Raw genomic sequence first — 17,954 nt, forward strand, 5'->3', positions numbered from 1 at the left:
CCCGGAGGGCGGCCGTCGTCGCGGTCGATGGGCCGTTCGCTGCGGAAGCGAGCCCTACTTGATCGATTCCAGCGCCGCCTTGAGGATCGGCGTCAGGCTGGCGCTCGTCTCCGTCAGCGAGGCGACGGTCGCCTGCTGCTCGGTGCCGGGCGCGTAGTTGATGGGCATCTTGTTCTTCTCGGTCAGCGCGAGGAGCTCCGGATCCTTCAGCGTCGCCTCGATCGCCGCGCGCATCTCGGCGGTCGCCGCCTCGTCCATCTCCGGCGGGCCGAAGAAGCCGCGGCTCATGTCGAGGATCTGCGCGATCGCGGCGATGCCGGCCTTCTTCGCCGGGTCCGTCACGACCTCGATGGCGGTCGGAACATCCGGCGCCTCGGGGATGCGGTTCGAGGAGACGATCAGGAGGGGCGACATGTCGCCGGCCTCGACCGGGCCGCGCGACGACGACCACGACGTCATGTGCACGTCGGCCTCGCCCTTGATGACCGCCAGCGCCGTATCGGCATTGCCCTCGAAGCCGGTGACGACCTTGATCGGCGCGCCGAGCGAGTCGGCCAGCACCGCCATCGAGTAGAAGTCCTCGTCGGTGCCCTGCGACGGGTAGACGAACGGCCGGCCGAGCGCCTTCAGGCCCTCGACGTCCTTGAAGCCCGCCTCCTTGCCGACGACGACGACGCGCGGATCGTCGACGACCCGGCCGAGATAGGTGAACTTGGCGGAATCGAACTGCACGCCCGGGCTCTCGGCGAGCTGCGCCATGATCAGCGTCGGGATGTTGGTGAAGGCGATCGTCATGCCGTCGGGGTCGGAGTGCCAGAGCAGGTTGGTGCCCTTCAGGCTGCCGGCGCCCTGGTGGTTCTCCACCCGAACGTCGCTGGCACCGAGGTGCTTGGCCAGGAACGGCGCGATGGTGCGCGCGTACTGGGTCATCATGCCGGCCGGCGAGTTCGGCACGATCAGGATCACAGTCTGGCCGTCATAGACGGGCCCGGCCTGCGCCGTCGTGATGCCGAAGCCGGCAGCGGCGGAAAGCGTCGCCGCCGCCAGCGTCGCCAGGAATGTCCTCTTCCTCATGGTCGCGTCCCTCCTTCTTGAGATGCCGACGCCTTGTTTCGCGTCGTTATGTGAACAGCTGCGTGATCCACTTGCCGATGGTGTCGAAGCGGATGCCGAGCAGGTTGCGGTCGAGCTGCACCTTCAGGCCCGTCGTGAACACCAGATAGACGAGGATCGTCCAGAACGCCGAGTAGGCGAGGCCCTTCCACGGCGCGTGGTGGCGGGAGACGATGAAGTAGCCAGCCGTGAAGATGAACATCGCCGGGATCGGCCCGAGCACCAGGAAGATCGCGACGAGCAGGGCGACGATGCCGAACGCCTGCAACTCGCTCTTCGGCGTCGCCCTGCGCTTGGTCGCCACGGGCGGCGCGGCGGCGGCGGCCAGCACCGGATCGGCCTTGTCGCCCTTCTTGGTCAGGAAATCGAGAAGATCGACCTGCAGGCTGTCTTCCGACTTGATGTTCTGCAGGATGATCTGTCCCACCATGAACAGGATGCCGATCACGGCGATCGGGATCGGCACGAGGCGGGCGCGCGGGCCGTAGTCGAGGCTCGCCACGATCGCCGCGACGAAGATGCCGAGAATGATGAAGGCGATGAGGTTTTCCTGCATGCGCCGGGTCATGACGCGCTCCTCACGCTGCCGGCGGCGGCGGCCTCGGCCGCCTTCTTCTTCCGCCAGTTCTTCCAGAACGGCATCGCCGTCGTCAGCACGATCAGCACCAGCATGAGCAGAGCGAACGGCCGATCGAACAGGAACCAGTCGCCATAGAGGGTGAGTGACACGTGCAGGTTCCGCTCGATCATCACGGCGAGCACCATGCCGATGACGAAGTTCGCCCGCGAGTAGTTGTACTTGTCCATCAGGTAGCCGACGGCGCCGAAGGCCGCCGCGACCACCACGTCCGACAGCTGGCCGCGGGTCGCGTACGCGCCGATGAAGCAGACGCTCAGCACAAGCGGGATGATGACGTTGGGGTTGAGGCTCGGCAGCCGCGCCAGCGTCGGCGAGATGATCAGCCCGATGATCGACACCATCACGCTCGCCAGAACGATGATCCACACCATGGCGAAGACGACGTCGAGGTGCTCGGTCAGCATCTGCGGGCCGGGCGTGATGCCGAGACCGATGAAGGCGACGAGCAGGATCGCCATGCTCTCGCCGCCGGGGATGCCGAAGGCGAGCGTCGGCAGCAGGCCGCCGCCCTCGTTGGCGCCGACCGTCGCGTCAGGGGCGATGACGCCTTCGACGTTGCCGGTGCCGAAGGTCTCGGGATGCTTGGAGGTCTGCACCGCATGGGCATAGGCGGCGATGCCGCCGACACTCGCGCCGATGCCCGGCAAAACGCCGATCCACAGGCCGAGGAGGCTCGCCCGGAAGACCAGCCACTTGTGTTCGAAGACGTCGCGCACGCCCTGCCAGACGGTGCTCGTCTCGGCGCCGACCTCGCGCTCGATCAGCGCCCCGCCCTTGGCATAGAGCTTCATCATCTCGGAGACGGCGAACAGGCCGATCATCGCGACCGGGAAGGAGAAGCCGTCGAGCAGGTAGAAGGAACCGAACGTGAAGCGCGGCGTCGCCGTCACCATGTCCATGCCGACGAAGGCAACGAGGATGCCGAGGCAGGCGGCGGCGAGGCCCTTCAGAAGAGAGCCCTCGCTGAAGGTCGCGATGATGGTGAGGCCCCAGAGCGCCATCATCAGGTATTCGGCCGGGCCGAACATCAGCATCAGCGGCCGGGCGATCGGGATCGACAAAGCGAGGAAGACCGCACCGATGATGCCGCCGAGCAGGGCGGCGGTCGCCGAGGCGCCGAGCGCCCGGCTCGCCTGCCCCTTCAGCGTCATCGGATAGCCATCGAAGATCAGCGCCAGGCTCTTGGCCGCCCCCGGCACGCGGAACAGGATGCTCGTCACCGACGAGCCCCAGATCGTCGCGATGTGGGCGCCGAGCAGCAGCGCCAGCGAGGCGGCCGGGTCGTAACCGTAGGTGAACGGCAACAGCAGGGCCATCGCGACGATGCCGCCCAGCCCCGGTAGGATGCCGACGATGATGCCGTAGACGACACCAATGAACATGAACAGCATCGCCTGCACGGTGAGCAGCGACACCAGGCCCGCGCCGATGGCTTCAAACATCGCTTCGACGTCCTCCCGTCGGGTTCGGTCCGCCGGGCGGTTGCTCCGCCTCGGCCCGTCACCGCACTCTCATTCGACTACACGGCGCGACTGGCTCCCGCTCTCATGGCACCCGGCGCGGCTGGCCGACGCCGCCCCGGCCTCCGTCAGTCGACGATCTTGCCGAGCAGCCGGACGACGTCGCTCTTGTTGTTGATCATCACCTCCGGGAAGACGATCGTGATCGCCTCCGTCGGGCACGTCGACTGGCACAGCCCGCAATACCAGCATTCGTCGGGATAGACGACTTCCGGCATCGTCGTCTTGTCGTTTTCGATCTTGTAGATGATGTCGCCGGGGCAGATCCAGTCGCAGAGATTGCAACGGATACACAGCGCCTCGTCGATGACGATGGGATTGTGCACGGATGCGTCGGCCCGGGTCTCAGTTGACATGCTCGATCCTCCCGGCGCTGGCGGTGGGGGTGCGGGCGAAGGCGGCCGACAGCGGCTTCGTCGCGTCGAGCGTGCGCACCGTCGGATTGCCGTCGCCGCCCTGCTCGACGATGACGAACTTGCGCCAGTTCGCCTCGTCGGTTTCGGGATAGTCGAGGCGACGGTGCGCCGAGCGGGTCCGCGTCTCGGTGCGGGCGAGCGCCGCCGTCGTCATGATCTCGGCGTTGAGGCGGATGTTGCGCGCCTCCTGGAATCGCATGACGCCGTGGAGGTTGTCCGTCTTCACGGTGTCCTCCTTCTTCGCCAGCGCCTGCAACGTGTCGAGAGCGAGCCTCAGGCCCTTCCCGGTGCGGCGGACGCCGGCATAGTCGGTGACGGTCGCGCGGATCTCGTCCTCGTAGGCCTTCCAGCCGAGGTCGCTGTCGCGCCTCAGCGAGGCCTCGGCACCGGCGCGCAGGCGGTTGGCGCTCTCCCAGTCGACATCCGGCAGCGCCGCGTTGCCACGCTGGTTGATGCGGCGCACCGCACCCTCGCCGGCGATGTGGCCGAGCACGGCCGCTCCGGCGATGCCGCCGGAGACGGTCGAGCAGTCGCCGGCCGAGAACAGAGCCTCCACCGAGGTCTCGCCGGAGGTGTCGACCGACAGGCCGCTGCCGCGGAAATAGAGCCCGGAGCGGCGGATCGTCAGTTCCGAGATCGACACCTCGATCGGGGTGTCGCGGAAGTGCACGCCCTTCTGCTGGTAGAAAGCCGGCAGGGTGTAGCGATCGACCTGCAGGGTCGATTCCATGTGGTCGAGCTCGTCTGCCGGCAGATGCCGGCAGTCGACGTAGATCGGGCCGTTGCCGAGCAGGTACTCGTTGACGACGGCGTCGGCCAGCACCGCTCGGCGGGCGTTCTCGCCCTTCTTGTCGTAGCGGAACATGAACCGCTCGCCGGTCTTGTTGAGGAAATAGGCGCCCATGCTGACGAGGGCGTTGAGGCCCTGGGCGGAGAAGCCCTTCGGCGTCAGCGTCGCCTCGGTGAACTCCATGTTGGCGAGCTGCGCGCCGACCTTGTAGCCCATCGCCTGGGCGTCGCCGGTGTTGAAGGGGAAGTGCCAGCTGTCGAACGCCAGGCCCGAAGCGTTCATCGACAGCCGGTTGACGTCGCCGGTGGTCACCGCGATCGCCTTCGCCCTGACCGCCACCCACTCGCCGGTGCGGAAGCAGAAGGCGAGCGCGCCATAGCAGACGTTGTCCTCGACGAGCAGCTGCAGCGCCATCGTCCGCATCAGGAGCGTCGCCTTGCCGGCGCGCACGTGTTTGCCGATGCGGCGCTTGAAGTCGGTGCCCTCGAAGTTGATGTGGTAGGCGCCGGGCAGTCCGAAGGAGGGATGGCGCGAGTAGTCGCCGGTGCGCGGGTCCTTGAAGTCGACGCCCATGCCCTCGATCTTGCGCAGGATACGCGGCATTTCCTCGAGCACGCGGCGGGTCACGTCGAGATCGACGATGCCGTCGGTGAGCGTCGGGATGTGCTTCATCAGGAACTCGGCGGTGTCCCACTCGGCACCGCTTTCCATGACGGTGAGGTAGTGGTCGACGCCGCAGCCGACGCTGCCGCAGTTGTCGAGCACCCGCCCCTTCTCGCAGATCGTCACGTCGAGCCCGGCTTCCAGCGCCGGGATCGCGAGCATCGAGCCCGCCACGCCGCCGCCGATCACCAGCAAGTCGGTGTCGATCGTCCGCCACTCCGTCATGCACGCTCCTCCGGTTCGTCGTCCGCGCGAGGCCGGCCCGGCGCCACGCGCCGGCCGGCTCGACGAGCCGCCGATGATCCGAGGGCAGCGGCCGAGGCCGCGCCCGACAACGTTTCCAACCCTTGTCGCCGCGTTAGCGGCGGGTGGCGTTTTGCCTACCGTTGGTCATATTGTGTGATCGTATTACGGTAGTGTCAACGCGAATTGTACGAGTTCCAAACGGCAGCTGGCCCGACGCAGCGGGCCGATCGTGCTGCCTCTGCAACAACGAGACGCTGGCATTTGGCGGGCGAATCGCATCCACAGGGCGAACCAATCCATGATGGGCCCGCGTCAGGAGACTTGCCGTCTTCCTGTGATATAGTCATATGATTGGATAGCGGTCAGTCGATGCTGGATTCGGGGCGCACCAATGGCCTTCTGGGCCGGCGGCCCAGCCCCCCCGCATCGGCAGCACCGCCGGCTTTCCGACGACACCCACCGCTGCATGTCGGCAGCGTACCCGGTCCGTCGCGCGCAAGGCCGGCGGAGACGGCGGCGAGGGGCGGAAGGAATGGTGGCGTAGATGGCCGAAGCGAACCAGAGCGCGCTCTTCGCAGAGCGACCGTCGGTGCCGACGATCCGCAAGTCGGCGGCCCCGCTGCGCCATCACGTCGTCGATGCCCTGCGCACCGCCATCATCGAGGGCCGCATCGCCCCCGGCGAGCGCCTGGTCGAACGCGAGCTCATCGAGATGACCGGCGTCTCGCGCACCGTCATCCGCGAGGCGCTGCGCCAGCTCGAGACGGAAGGCATCGTCGACATCATCCCCAACAAGGGACCCGTTGTCCGCAAACTGACCATCGGCGAGGCGAAGGATCTCTACCTCATCCGCTCGGTGCTCGAGGGGCTGGCGGCGCGGATGTTCGTGTCGAACCACGCGCCGAAGGACATCGCGGCGCTGCGCCTCGCCCTCGACAGCACCATCCACGCCTACCAGCACGATTCGCCCGAGGCGATCCTCGCCGCCAAGAACCGCTTCTACGACACCCTGTTCGCCGGTGCCGGCAGCGAGGCGCTGTCGTCGATGATCGCGGCGCTGCACGCCCGCATCTGGCGCTGGCGGGCACTCGGCCTCGCCCACCCGAAGCGTTCGCCGGATCGCTCCAGCGAGAGCATCCAGGGCCTGCGCGACATCCTCACCGCGATCGAGCGTGGCGATGCCGACGCCGCCGAGCGCATCACCCGGCGCGAGGTCGAGAACGCCGCCCACGAGGTGATGACGCTGCTCTCCGCCGAGGCGGTCAACGCCTGAGCGGGCCGGCGCCGCACCGCGCCCACCCGCTCTTCGCGACCTGGTTCGGCCTACTTGGCCGGACCGATCGTCAGGCTGAGGTCGCCGTAGCCCTCAACGCCGCCGGCGATCACGTCGCCCGGCTTGACCGGGCCGATGCCGGCCGGCGTGCCGCTGTAGATGAGGTCGCCCGGCTTCAGCTCGAACGAGTGCGACAGGATCGCGATGATCTCGGGCAGCTTCCAGATCATCTCCGACAGGTCGCCGTCCTGCTTCACGACGCCGTTCACCGACAGCCAGATGCGGCCCGTCGCCGGGTCCTCGCCGGGCTTCGCCGGCCGCAGCGGACCGCAGGGGGCGGACTCGTCGAAGCCCTTGCCGAGGTCCCACGGCCGGCCGCTGTCGCGCGCCTTGAACTGATGGTCGCGGCGGGTGAAGTCGATGCCGGCGGCATAGCCCCACACGTACGAGAGCGCGTCGGCCGCCGACACGTCGATCGCCTCGCGGCCGATGGCGGCGACGAGCTCGATCTCGTGGTGGAGTTCGGTGGTGTCGCGCGAGTAGGCCATGACGCGACCGGAATCGATCACCGCATCGGCCGGCTTGGAGAAGAAGAACGGCGGCTCGCGCTCCGGCTCGAAGCCCATCTCGCGGGTGTGGGCGGCATAGTTGCGGCCGACGCAGAAGATGCGGCGGACGGGAAAGCGCGCGGTGCTGCCGGCGACGGCGACGCTCGGCACGGTCGGCGGAGCGATGACGTAGTCTGTCATGGGAAAGTCCGGGCCTCGTTTGCAGGGGGGAAGGCGCACGCGGGGCTCCGTCCGGGAGGGACGGGCGACCGGCCGGCGGGCGGGACGAGGCGGGGCGGTGACGCCGTCCCGCGATCTCAGGCGGCTTCGTCGAGGGCGCGCGGGCCACGACGGCCGGCTCGCCGGTCGAGCAGCAACCGCACGATCGGCCAGACCAGGCAGGCGATGACGACGGCGACGAGGATGACCGTCAGCGGGTGGTGGAGGAAGATCTTCAGCGAGCCCTGCGACAGGATCAGCGACTGGCGCAGGGACGATTCCATGATCGGCGTCAGCACCAGCGCCAGGATCAGCGGAGCCCGCGGCAGGTCGGCCTTGATCATGAAGTAGCCGAGCACGCCGAAGAACACCGTCAGCCCGACGGTGAACAGGTTCAGCGTCGCCCCGAAGGCCCCGATCAGGCAGAACAGCAGGATGCCCGGCGCCATCAGTGCGTAGGGGATGCGCAGCATCGAGGCGAACAGCGGCGCGAGCGGCAGGTTCATCACGAGCAGCATCAGGTTGCCGATGAACATCGAGGCGATCAGGCCCCAGATCAGCTCGGGCTGATCGGTCATCAAGAGCGGGCCGGGGCGGATGCCCTGCAGCGTGAAGGCGGCGAGCAGCACCGCGGTCAGGCCGGAGCCGGGGATGCCGAGCGTGAGCATCGGCACCATCGAGCCGGTGACGGCGGCATTGTTGGCGCTCTCGACGCTGGCGACGGCGTCGAGCGCGCCGTTGCCGAACTTCTCCGGCTGCTTGCTGTATTTCTTCTCGACAGCATAGGCGATGAACGTCGAGGCCGTCGGTCCGGCGCCCGGCAGCACGCCGAGGATGAAGCCGATCGTCGAGCCGCGGATGATCGCCATGCGGCACGAGACCCAGTCCGCCCACTTCGGCCACATGTCGCGCAGCGGCAGCCGCATCGGATCGAGGTGGACGAGGCGCTCCAGCGAGACCAGCACCTCGGCGATGCCGAAGACGCCGATCGCCACCGGCAGGAAGTCGATGCCGTCGACGAGACCGAGCATGCCGAAGGTCAGGCGCTCGGTGCCGACGATCGGGTCCGTGCCGATCAGCGCCAGCATGACGCCGAACACCGCCATCAAAAGCGCCTTTGTCGCCGAACCCGAGCCGAGGGCGGCGGTGGCGATGATGCCGAGGGCGGCGAGCAGGAACATCTCCGGCGGGCCAAACAGCAGCGCCGCCTCGCTGATCGCCAGCGCCGCGGCGATCAGCACGAAGATGCTGCAGGTGCCGCCGATGAAGGATCCCACGGCGGCGACGCTGAGCGCCGAACCCGCCTTGCCCTGGCGGGCGAGCTTGTATCCCTCGATCGTCGTCATCACCCCCGAGGATTCCCCGGGGACGTTGATCAGCACCGAGGTCAGCGTGCCGCCGTACATGGCGCCGTACATGATGCCCGACAGCATGACGATCGCCGTCACCGGCTCCATGCCGAAGGAGACGGGCAGCAGCAGCGCCATCCCGAGCGACGGGCCGATGCCCGGCAGCGCGCCGATCACCTGGCCGAGCAGCACGCCGACGAAGACGGCGAGGAGGTTGCCCGGCGTCGCCGCCGTTGCAAAACCGTCCGCCAGCAACCCGAGGGATTCGAACACCTGAAGCCTCTCCCCACAGCAGCCGCGGCGGCGATGGGCGAGCCCGCGCCGGCGGTTGCCGAAATCTGTCCGGCCGCGACGCTGCGGCCGCCTGTCGAGGCGCGACGACGCCCGGCCCGGTGGGCACGATCGCGGCGCGGCGAGAAGCGGACGCGGTCCCTGGGAAACCGCGTCCGCGAGGGTCGTCGGATGAGCCCGAGCTCAGATCCCGGTGAGGATGCCGCGAGGGAAGCCGACGCCAAGCCAGATGTCGAACACGACCTCGATCAGCCCGACCGTCAGCACGGTGGTGATGATCGATGCCACCAGCTTCTGCCGCTGCACGACGAGCAGCAGCACGAGCATGAAGGCCGTCGCCGTGATCGCCGTGCCGAACAGCGGCACCACCATGATGAAGGCGACGAGCGCGATGATGCCGGCGAGCACCCGCATCGCCCCGCCCCCCGTCGGCCAGTCGACCGCACGTGTCGGTGCGCGGATCGCCTGCACCAGCAGCACCAGCCCGAGGATCGCCCCCACCCCCGCCACCCACCGCACGATGAAGGCGGCGCCGGGCGCGTATTCGTCCCAGTAGGTCAGGTGAGCCGTGGAGTAGACCATGATCACCGCGAGGGCGATCATGATCAGGGCCGTCACGATGTCGATCGCCTTCACGGAGCCGACCTTACTTCTTGGCGAGCTGCAGTTCGCGCAGCACGGTCAGGAAGCGGTTGTAGAGCTGCTCGAGGACAGGGCCCATCTCGCTCGACGGAACATAGTCCGTGACGAGGAAGTTGGCGGCCATTTCCTTCTTCCACTCTTCCGTCTCGATCATCTTGGCGAACTTGTCGTCCCACCAGGCGACGATCTCCGGCTTCATGCCCGGCGCGCCGGCGATGCCGTACCAGGCACCCCAGGTGACGTCGATGCCCTGCTCCTTGGCGGTCGGTACGTCCTTGTAGATGCCGATGTCGACGCGCTCGTCGGAGAGCACCGCGAGGGGCTTCGCCTTCTTGCCCTCGAGCAGCGGGAAGGCCTCGTCGAGCGTCAGCACCAGCACCTCGACGCTGCCGCCGAGGAAGGCCGACATCAGCGGCCCGCCACCGCCATCGAAGGGCACGTAGTTGAACTTGATGCCCGCCGCCTTGTCGATCAGCGATGCGACGATGTGGTCGGTCGTGCCGACATTGGCGCCGCCGAAGGCGACCGAGCGCTCGCCGCCCTCCTTGACGCGCTTCACCAGCGCGGCGAGGTCGGCGTCCGGCCCGTCGACCCGCTCGACGACGACGAGGTTCATCCGCAGCAGCATCGCCACCGGGGTGAGCTTCTCGTAGGTGTTCGGCAGGTTCTGCACGATCGGCGTCGTCATGATGGTCGGATTGATCGTGACCATCAGGTTCTGGTTGCCCTCCTGGCCGAGGACGTAGTTCGACACCACCGTCCAGCTGCCGCCGGGGCGGTTGGTGACGACGATCGGCTGGGTGACGATGCCGGTCTCGTTGAGCACCTTGGCGACGCGGCGCATCATCACGTCGGGGGTGGCGCCGGCGCCGGAGCCGACGGTGATCTCGATGTCGCCCTGCGGGCCTTCCTGGGCGATCGCGCCGGCGGGCGCGAAGGCGACGGCCGCGGCAAGCGCCGCGGCACAGGTCAGTCTGCTCAACATGCTGCAATCTCCCTATCGGTTTCTTGTCATGCCTTCGCCAGCCGGCTGAATGGAACCGGCGCGGCCGTCACTCTGCCAACCGGGCCGTTGCCCGGGGCGGGGACCTCAGTAGACGCGGTGCTTCGGCGCCTCGCCGCGCAACACGCGCTCGACGTTCTCCCACGACGCCCGGAACAGCGTCGCGGCCGACTGGCGGGTGACGCCGGCGATGTGCGGCGTCAGGAGCAGGCGGGCGGCGCCGGCCTCGCCGATCGCCACCAGTGGGTTGTCCGCGGGCGGCGGCTCGACGGAGTAGACGTCGACCGCTGCGCCAGCAATGTCGCCGGCCTCGAGTGCCGCTGCAAGCGCCGCCTCGTCGACGATGCCGCCGCGGGCGGCCTGGATCAGCACCGCCGTCTTCTTCATCGACGAAAGCTCGCGCGCGCCGATCAGGCCGGTGGTCGCCGGCAACAGCGGCACGTGCAGCGTCACGACGTCGGATTCCGCGAGCAGCCGGTCGAGCGGCAGCGCCTCGGCGCCGAGCGCTTGCGCCGCCGACGGGTCGGCCGGGGCCGGGTCGTAGAAGACGATGCGGCTGCCCATCGCGTGAAAGGCCTTCGCCACCGCGGCGCCGATGACTCCGAAGCCGACGACACCGACCGTCAGCCCGCCGAGACCGCCGAGGTTCTCGGCAAGCTGCTTCGCCCGCGATTCCACATAGCGACCAGCGCGGATCTCGGCGTGACCCCACGAGAGGCGCCTGAGCAGCACGAGCGCGGTCGACACCGCGTACTCGGCGAGCGCGGCGTTGCTGCCGCCCGGCACGTTGGCGACCGGGATGCCGAAGCCCTGCATCGCCGCCCTGTCGAGGCGGTCGAGGCCGGCGCCGGTCACCTGCACCAGCGACAGCTTGGCGCCGTCGAACAGGTCCGGGGCGAGCTTCGGGCCGACGGCGGGGATGACGAGTGCCTTCGCCGCCGCGATCCGCGCCTTCAGCTCCGGATCGGCGGGTCCGGTATAGGCGACGTCGAGGCCGGCGGGCGGCATCGCGCCGACGCGGGCGAAATCGGCCTCGGGGCGCAGGACGAGAACGTCGGCAGCGGCGGAAGCGCCGGCCGACGAGGAGACGGAAGCATTCATGCGACTTATCCGGAATGGCTCTCGGGCGGGAATTCGCGCGTGCCGGCGGCGACGTCGACGACCGGGAAGAAGCAGAGCATCACCAGCGGCTCGCTGCCGGTGTTGCGGGTGGCGTGGCGCTCGCCGGCGGGCATCAGGATGGTGTCGCCCGGCTTCACCGGCAGACGGCCGCTGTCGCACTCGGTGACGCCCTCGCCGGAGACGATGATCATCACCTCCTCGAAGCCGTCGTGGACGTGCTTGCCGCGGCCGGGGCCGCCGGGGCCCTCGGGCTCGATGGTGACGTGGCGCACCGCCACCGAGCGCGCGCCGGTGCTCGCGCCCACGATCTCGCGCGACACCCGCCCCGGCAATGACAGCAGGCGGGCGTCGGCGAGCGGGACGACGACGGCCATCAGACCGCCTGCCGGAAGCTGCGGACCTCCGCGGTGCCGCCGCCGAGCACGGTATCGAGCTGCTTGAAGATCTCCGTCGCCTCGGTGGTGATCGAGTCGGCCACGGTGGCGACGAGCTCCTCGCCGCGGTCGGCGGTGGCGTTCTTCGGATCGCCGTACCAGCCGGTCGGCGCGATGCAGCGGATGTCGGTCAGCACCGGCTGGTAGCTGTGGGTGCGCCGGAGCTTGTCCATGTGGTGGCCGTGCGAGTGGTCGGACGAGTAGTCCACCCGGTCGAGGTGGACGAGGTCCGGCCGGTTCGCCATCACCGCCAGCGCCTCGATCTCGCCGCCGTGGGTGAGGCCGCCGCACTGGTGGCCGAACAGCTCGTTCGCGACGTAGCAGGCCTGCACGGTCAGCACCGTCATGCCGTGCTGGCGATGCAGCGTCTCGGCCGCGATGGCGAGCGAGGGGATGTTGCCCTCGTGCCAGTTGAGGATGAGCAGGTACTTGGCGCCATGCTTGGCGGTCGACGAGCAGGTCTCGATGACGAGCCGCATGTAGGTGTCGGGCGTCAGCGTGATGGTGCCGGCGAAGGGGGCGTGCATCGGCGTCACGCCGAGCTGCGTGCCCGGCAGGACGATGCCGTCCATGCGCTCGGCGACGGCGTGGGCGATGACGTTGGCGGCGATCGAGTCGGTGCCGGTCGGCAGGTGCGGACCATGCTGCTCGACGCTTCCCGCCGGCATGATGACGAGACCGGACCGCTTGAAGTGCTCGGCGATCTCCGGCTGCGTCAGGTCGTAGAAGTAGCGGCTCGGCAGCATCGGTGCATCCGTTTCTGGGCCGGACCGGTCGCTGCCGGCCCGTGCTTGGCGCGCAATGTCGGCGGGGCGCTGGCTTGCGCAGCGCCCCGCGTTTGGCGTGTCAGGCGACCTTCTGGCCCTGAGCGGCGAGCTTCTGGTTGGACGCCTGGTAGATGTCGGCGAGCGGCACGTGCTTGCCGCCTTCCGAAAGCGACTTCAGCGCCGCATAGCAGCACGCCACGGCGACGTTGCCGTTGTGCGCCGACAGCTCGCTCGGCTTGCCCGAGCGGCAGCTCTCGGCGAACAGCTCGAGCTCCGCCTTGAACATGTCGGACTCGGGCTCCTGCAGCACTTCGCGCTTGGCGAAGCCGTCCTTGCCGCGCTGGATGTAGAGCGACGACGACTTGTGGATCTGGTCCGGATCGTCCCACACCCCGAAGTCGATCTCGTAGTGCATCAGCCCCTTCGAGCCGAACACGCGCACCGCGAAGATGCCCGGCGACGTCCAGCAGGTGCCGACATAGGCGATCTTGCCGTCGGCGAACTTGAGCAGCGTCATCGACTGGTCGTCGACCTCGGCACCGACCGGCGACAGCTTCGACGAGGTCGAGGAGGCCGAGACGATGTCGCCGCCGAGATAGTGGACGAGGTCGAACATGTGGATGCCGAGCTGCGACAGCGGGCCACCCGGGGCGCGGTGGTTGTACCAGCGCCAGGTCTGCGGGGTGAGCTCGAGGGCGCGCTCGTTGGAGAAGTTCGCCTCGATGAAGCCGACCGTGCCGAGCTCGCCGGAATCGATCGCCGCGCGGATCTGGCGGATGCCGGCGAGAAGACGGGCGCTGTGGCCGACCGTCACCGTCACGCCGTGCTGGCGCTCGAGCGCCGCGATCTGCAGGCCTTCCTCGAGCGTCGAGGCGATCGGCTTTTCGGTGTAGACGTGCTTGCCGGCCGCCGCGACCTCGGCCGCCACCGGGAGATGCTGCTCGTTCGGCACCGTCAGGATGACGCCTTCGATCGACGGATCGGCGAGCATCACCTTGAGGTCGTCATAGACGGCGATGCCGGTGTCGCGATGATAGCTCTCGCGCTTCTCGGCCGAGCGGTTGAAGCCCGCGACGATCTCGAGCTTGTCCGACTTCTTGGCAGCGCGGGTGAGCACACGGGCCCAGCGGCCAAGGCCGATGATCCCAAGCTTGACGGGTCCGGAAGACACAGGCGACCTCCATTTCTTAGCGACCGTCGTACTGTATTACGGTCTGATGGGGTCGTCAAATAGCGGCATCAGATCGCTGTGGCAAGGCCGAATTGCCCGCGGCGATCGCGGTCCGACAGGCGGGCGGGAAGCTGGTTTCAGGACGCCACCGGCGCCCACAGCACGTCGTCGATGCGACGCGCCCCGGTCGCCAGCATCACCAGCCGGTCGAGCCCGAGCGCGATGCCGCTGGTCGGTGGCATCGCCGACACCGCCGCCAAAAGGTCCTCGTCGATCGGGTAGCGCTCGCCGTAGCGGCGCTGCTTCTCGTCCATGTCGGCCATGAAGCGGCGGCGCTGTTCCGCGGCGTCGGTGAGTTCGCCGAAGGCATTGGCGAGCTCGACGCCGCAGGCGAACAGCTCGAAGCGCTCCGCCACGCGCGGGTCGCCCGGCTTGCGGCGGGCGAGCGCGGCCTCCGGTGCCGGATACTCCATCAGCGCCGAGGCACGGCCGCCGCCGAGCGCCGGCTCGACCCTTTCCACGAGGATGCGGGTGAACACGTCCGACCAGGCGTCGTCGTCGGCGACGCGCACGCCCGCCGCCCGCGCCATCGCCGCGAGCGCCGCGCGGTCGGGCCGGTCGGGATCGGCGAGCGTCGCCAGCACGTCGATGCCGTGGCGCAGGCACGCCTCGGCGACGGTGATGCGCTCGACAGGTGCTGCCGGATCCACGGTCGACCCGTCGAAGCGCAGCTCGTCCGTGCCCGCCGCCGCGGCCGCCAGCCGCATCAGATCCGAACAGTCCTCGATCAGCGTCTCGTAGGGCTCGTTCGCCCGGTACCACTCCAGCATCGTGAACTCGGGGTGGTGCAGGCGGCTGCGCTCGCCGTTGCGGAAAACGCGGGCCAGCGTGAACAGCCGCGGCATTCCGCCGGCGACTAGCTTCTTGCAGGCGAACTCAGGCGAGGTGTGCAGGTAGAGGCGGTCGCGGCTGCCGTCCGGCGCGATCCGCTCGGTGGCGAAGGCCGCGAGATGCACCTCGTTGCCGGGCGAGCGCTGCAGGATCGGCGTCTCGACCTCGACGAAGTCGCGCTCCGCGAAGAAGCCGCGGATCGCCGCAACGATGCGCCCGCGCGCCGCCAGGAACGGCCGGCGGTCGGCCAGCACGTCCGGCCGCCACCACGGCGTCTCAGCGTTCTCCAACTGGGAAATCCCTCGTCGCCCCGCCGTCATTGCGGCGGACGGCGGAAAAAACTATAGAAACCGCGCGCTTCTTAGACTGAAGGGAAACTCTCGTGAAGGTGCAGGCGAGCTCGCTCCGGCAGGGCAACGTCATTGAGGTCGACGGTCGGCTCTACGCCGTGCTGCGGGCCGAAAACATCCACCCCGGCAAGGGCACGCCGGTGACGCAGCTCGACATGCGCCGCATCAGCGACGGCGTGAAGGTGTCGGAACGCTATCGCACCACCGAGCAGGTCGAGCGCGCCTTCATCGAGGCCGCCGATTTCCAGTATCTCTACAAGGACGGCGACGGCCACACCTTCATGAACGGCGAGACGTTCGACCAGGTGGTGGTGCCAGCCGACGTGATCGGCGAGCTCGACGTCTATCTCCAGGAGAACATGACGGTGAAGCTCAGCCTGCACGAAGGCGTGCCGGTGGCGATCGAGCTTCCCCAGCGCGTCACGCTCGAAATCGTCGATACCGAGCCGACGATGAAGGGGCAGACGGCGTCGTCGTCCTACAAGCCGGCGATGCTGTCGAACGGCGTGCGCACCGCGGTGCCGCCGCACATCTCGACCGGCACCCGCATCGTCGTGCTGACCGCCGACGGCTCCTACGTCGAGCGTGCCAAGGACTGATCCGTCGGTCCCTCCGGCTGCGGCCGTCGTGCCGCAGCGGCGTCAGCCTTGAAACCGGCCGCATGGCGCGCCATCCTGCCGTCATGATGCCCATTCGCACCGATCGGGCCCTCGGCCCGCGCTCCGCCCCGGCCCCCCGCCGGATCGTCCTCCGGTCCTGCGCGCCGGGGGTGGCGCTGGCGATGGTGCTCGCCGCCCTCACCCCGGCGGCGGCCACCGCCGAGGCCGACCCGGCCGCGATCCGTATCGTGCTGCCGGGATCGACCTCGCTGTCGGGCAACTATCTCGCCGCCCGGCTGGCGGGCTCCGCCCGCGACATGGCCGCCGGCGCGGAGTTCTACAAGGAAGCGCTGGCGGACGACCCCGACAATCCGCAGCTGATCGAGCGCGCCTTCACGCTGGCGCTGGCGAGCGGCGACATCGAGGAGGCTGCAGCGCTCGCCGAGCGGCTGCCGCCGCGCGCCGACACCAACCGCCTCGCCGGCCTCGCGCAGGCGGTGCTCGACCTGCAGCGCGGCGACAACGCCGCCGCCCGCAAGGTCGTCGGCGAACACGCCCGCGGTCCGCTCGCCGATCTCACCGCCGCCCTCGTCGGCGCCTGGACCTACGCCGCCGAGAGCGACCGCGCCGCCGCGCTGAACCGGCTCGACACGCTGCGCGGGCCCGACCTCTACACCGCCTTCACCACCTTCCACGGCGGCATCATCGCCGACTATCTCGGCGATCACGCCGAGGCGCGCCGCCGGCTCGCCGTCGCCTACGACAACGAACCGTCGATGCTGCGCATCGTCGACGCCTATGCCCGGGCGCTCGCCCGCGACGGTGCCGCGAAGGAGGCGTCAGGCGTCCTCGACCGCTACACCGCCACCGTCGGCACCCATCCGATCATCACCACGCTGAAGGACGAGATCGCCGCCGGCCGGACGCCGCCGCCGCTGGTCGAGAACCCGCAGGCGGGCGTGGCGGAAGCCCTGTTCGCGCTGGGCTCGGCGATTTCGCGGGAAGGCAGCGAGGAGCTCGCCGCCGCCTACCTGCAGCTCGCGCTAACGCTCGAGCCCAATTCCGGCCTTGCCGCGATGGCGCTCGCCGGCCTGCACGAGCGGCTCGAGCAGTCCGCCGAGGCGGTCGAGATCCTCGAGAAGATCCCGCCGACCTCGCCGCTGTCGCGCGATGCGCGCACACAGCTCGGCCTCAACCTCAATGCCCTCGAGCGCGCTGACGAGGCGCGCGCCGTGCTCGACGCGCTGGTCAAGGAAGATCCGAGCGATCTCGAGGCGGTGGTGGCGCTCGGCAGCGTCTTGCGCTCGCGCGATCTCTTCGCCGAGGCGGCGGCGGCCTACAGCCTCGGTATCGACAGCGTCAAGGCGCCGGACCGCCGCCACTGGACGCTGTTCTACCAGCGCGGCATCTCCTACGAGCGCTCGAAGCAGTGGGAGAAGGCCGAGGCCGACTTCAAGCGCGCCCTCGTGCTCTATCCCGACCAGCCGCTGGTGCTGAACTATCTCGGCTACAGCTGGATCGACATGGGCCGCAACCTCGACCAGGCCCTGGAGATGGTTCAGAAGGCCGTCGATCTGCGTCCGACCGACGGCTACATCATCGACAGCCTCGGCTGGGCCTATTACCGCCTCGGCCGCTACGAGGAGGCCGTGGCCGAGCTCGAGCGCGCGGTCGAGATGATGCCGGACGACCCGGTCATCAACGACCACCTCGGCGACGCCTACTGGATGGTCGGCCGCCGCCTCGAGGCCCGCTTCCAGTGGTCGCACGCCCGCGACAGCAAGCCGGAGCCGGCCGATCTCGAGAAGATCCTCGCCAAGCTCGACAAGGGCCTGCCGCCCCCGACGCCGGCCACCGCCGCCGATGCCGGCGGCCAGCAGCCGGCGCCCACCGCCGCGCCGAACTGA

Annotated in this window: 17 protein-coding genes; 3 read left to right on the top strand and 14 right to left on the bottom strand. The window is 69.0% G+C overall.

Features of this window, described 5'->3' with window-relative positions; translation table 11 throughout:
- Positions 1-54 precede the first annotated feature (54 nt).
- The 5 genes from RUR49_RS14055 to RUR49_RS14075 all read right to left on the bottom strand — a co-directional run bounded on the left by RUR49_RS14055 (position 55) and on the right by RUR49_RS14075 (position 5,367).
- Positions 55-1,074 carry a Bug family tripartite tricarboxylate transporter substrate binding protein gene (locus RUR49_RS14055; protein WP_409147003.1) on the bottom strand — a complete coding sequence of 340 codons (1,020 nt, stop codon included), beginning with the start codon at positions 1,072-1,074 and terminating at the stop codon, positions 55-57.
- A 46-nt stretch (positions 1,075-1,120) separates the two neighbouring features.
- Complete coding sequence (locus RUR49_RS14060; RefSeq protein WP_409147004.1) at positions 1,121-1,681, bottom strand: tripartite tricarboxylate transporter TctB family protein; 561 nt, start codon at positions 1,679-1,681, stop codon at positions 1,121-1,123.
- Complete coding sequence (locus tag RUR49_RS14065) at positions 1,678-3,195, bottom strand: tripartite tricarboxylate transporter permease (protein WP_409147005.1); 1,518 nt, start codon at positions 3,193-3,195, stop codon at positions 1,678-1,680. The genes RUR49_RS14060 and RUR49_RS14065 overlap by 4 nt, the downstream gene beginning before the upstream one ends.
- A 146-nt stretch (positions 3,196-3,341) precedes the next feature.
- Positions 3,342-3,629, bottom strand: coding sequence for a ferredoxin family protein (locus tag RUR49_RS14070; protein ID WP_409147006.1), 288 nt, complete (start codon positions 3,627-3,629; stop codon positions 3,342-3,344).
- A complete protein-coding gene (locus RUR49_RS14075) occupies positions 3,619-5,367 on the bottom strand; it encodes an FAD-binding protein (RefSeq protein WP_409147007.1) in 1,749 nt (582 codons plus the stop codon). Before RUR49_RS14075 ends, RUR49_RS14070 begins: the two co-directional genes overlap by 11 nt.
- Positions 5,368-5,932: 565 nt before the next feature.
- On the opposite strand from RUR49_RS14075, the gene RUR49_RS14080 reads away from it, so the two are divergent.
- Entirely contained in the window at positions 5,933-6,661 is a 729-nt protein-coding gene (locus tag RUR49_RS14080) for a GntR family transcriptional regulator (protein WP_409147008.1), read from the top strand.
- 50 nt (positions 6,662-6,711) lie between these two features.
- On the opposite strand, the gene RUR49_RS14085 is transcribed toward RUR49_RS14080, so the two are convergent.
- The 9 genes from RUR49_RS14085 to epmA form a co-directional block, all read right to left on the bottom strand.
- On the bottom strand, positions 6,712-7,410 hold the full coding sequence (locus RUR49_RS14085) for a fumarylacetoacetate hydrolase family protein (RefSeq protein ID WP_409147009.1): 699 nt from the start codon (positions 7,408-7,410) through the stop codon (positions 6,712-6,714).
- Positions 7,411-7,526: 116 nt separating this feature from the next.
- Entirely contained in the window at positions 7,527-9,050 is a 1,524-nt protein-coding gene (locus RUR49_RS14090) for a tripartite tricarboxylate transporter permease (protein ID WP_409147010.1), read from the bottom strand.
- A 201-nt stretch (positions 9,051-9,251) separates the two neighbouring features.
- Positions 9,252-9,704, bottom strand: a complete 453-nt coding sequence (locus RUR49_RS14095) for a tripartite tricarboxylate transporter TctB family protein (protein ID WP_409147011.1) — start codon at positions 9,702-9,704, stop codon at positions 9,252-9,254.
- Positions 9,705-9,714: 10 nt separating this feature from the next.
- Positions 9,715-10,695 (bottom strand): tripartite tricarboxylate transporter substrate binding protein, encoded by a 981-nt coding sequence (locus RUR49_RS14100; protein ID WP_409147012.1) that lies wholly within the window; start codon positions 10,693-10,695, stop codon positions 9,715-9,717.
- Between the two features lie 105 nt (positions 10,696-10,800).
- On the bottom strand, positions 10,801-11,814 hold the full coding sequence (locus RUR49_RS14105; RefSeq protein ID WP_409147013.1) for an NAD(P)-dependent oxidoreductase: 1,014 nt from the start codon (positions 11,812-11,814) through the stop codon (positions 10,801-10,803).
- 5 nt (positions 11,815-11,819) lie between these two features.
- Positions 11,820-12,209, bottom strand: coding sequence for a cupin domain-containing protein (locus tag RUR49_RS14110; protein WP_409147014.1), 390 nt, complete (start codon positions 12,207-12,209; stop codon positions 11,820-11,822).
- Positions 12,209-13,015 (bottom strand): creatininase family protein, encoded by an 807-nt coding sequence (locus RUR49_RS14115; RefSeq protein ID WP_409147015.1) that lies wholly within the window; start codon positions 13,013-13,015, stop codon positions 12,209-12,211. Before RUR49_RS14115 ends, RUR49_RS14110 begins: the two co-directional genes overlap by 1 nt.
- A gap of 100 nt (positions 13,016-13,115) precedes the next feature.
- Positions 13,116-14,207 carry a Gfo/Idh/MocA family protein gene (locus RUR49_RS14120; RefSeq protein ID WP_409147016.1) on the bottom strand — a complete coding sequence of 364 codons (1,092 nt, stop codon included), beginning with the start codon at positions 14,205-14,207 and terminating at the stop codon, positions 13,116-13,118.
- A 137-nt stretch (positions 14,208-14,344) separates the two neighbouring features.
- Positions 14,345-15,418, bottom strand: coding sequence for an EF-P lysine aminoacylase EpmA (epmA, locus tag RUR49_RS14125; protein ID WP_409147017.1), 1,074 nt, complete (start codon positions 15,416-15,418; stop codon positions 14,345-14,347).
- A gap of 62 nt (positions 15,419-15,480) precedes the next feature.
- Here epmA and efp point away from each other — a divergent pair, with 62 nt between their 5' ends.
- The gene (efp, locus tag RUR49_RS14130; protein WP_409147018.1) at positions 15,481-16,047 is read left to right on the top strand and encodes an elongation factor P; all 567 of its coding nucleotides are present in this window, start codon (positions 15,481-15,483) and stop codon (positions 16,045-16,047) included.
- 62 nt (positions 16,048-16,109) lie between these two features.
- Entirely contained in the window at positions 16,110-17,954 is a 1,845-nt protein-coding gene (locus RUR49_RS14135) for a tetratricopeptide repeat protein (RefSeq protein WP_409147019.1), read from the top strand.

It is taken from the genome of Pseudoxanthobacter sp. M-2 (assembly GCF_046156265.1).
Classification (GTDB): Bacteria; Pseudomonadota; Alphaproteobacteria; order Rhizobiales; family Segnochrobactraceae; genus CAMDHY01.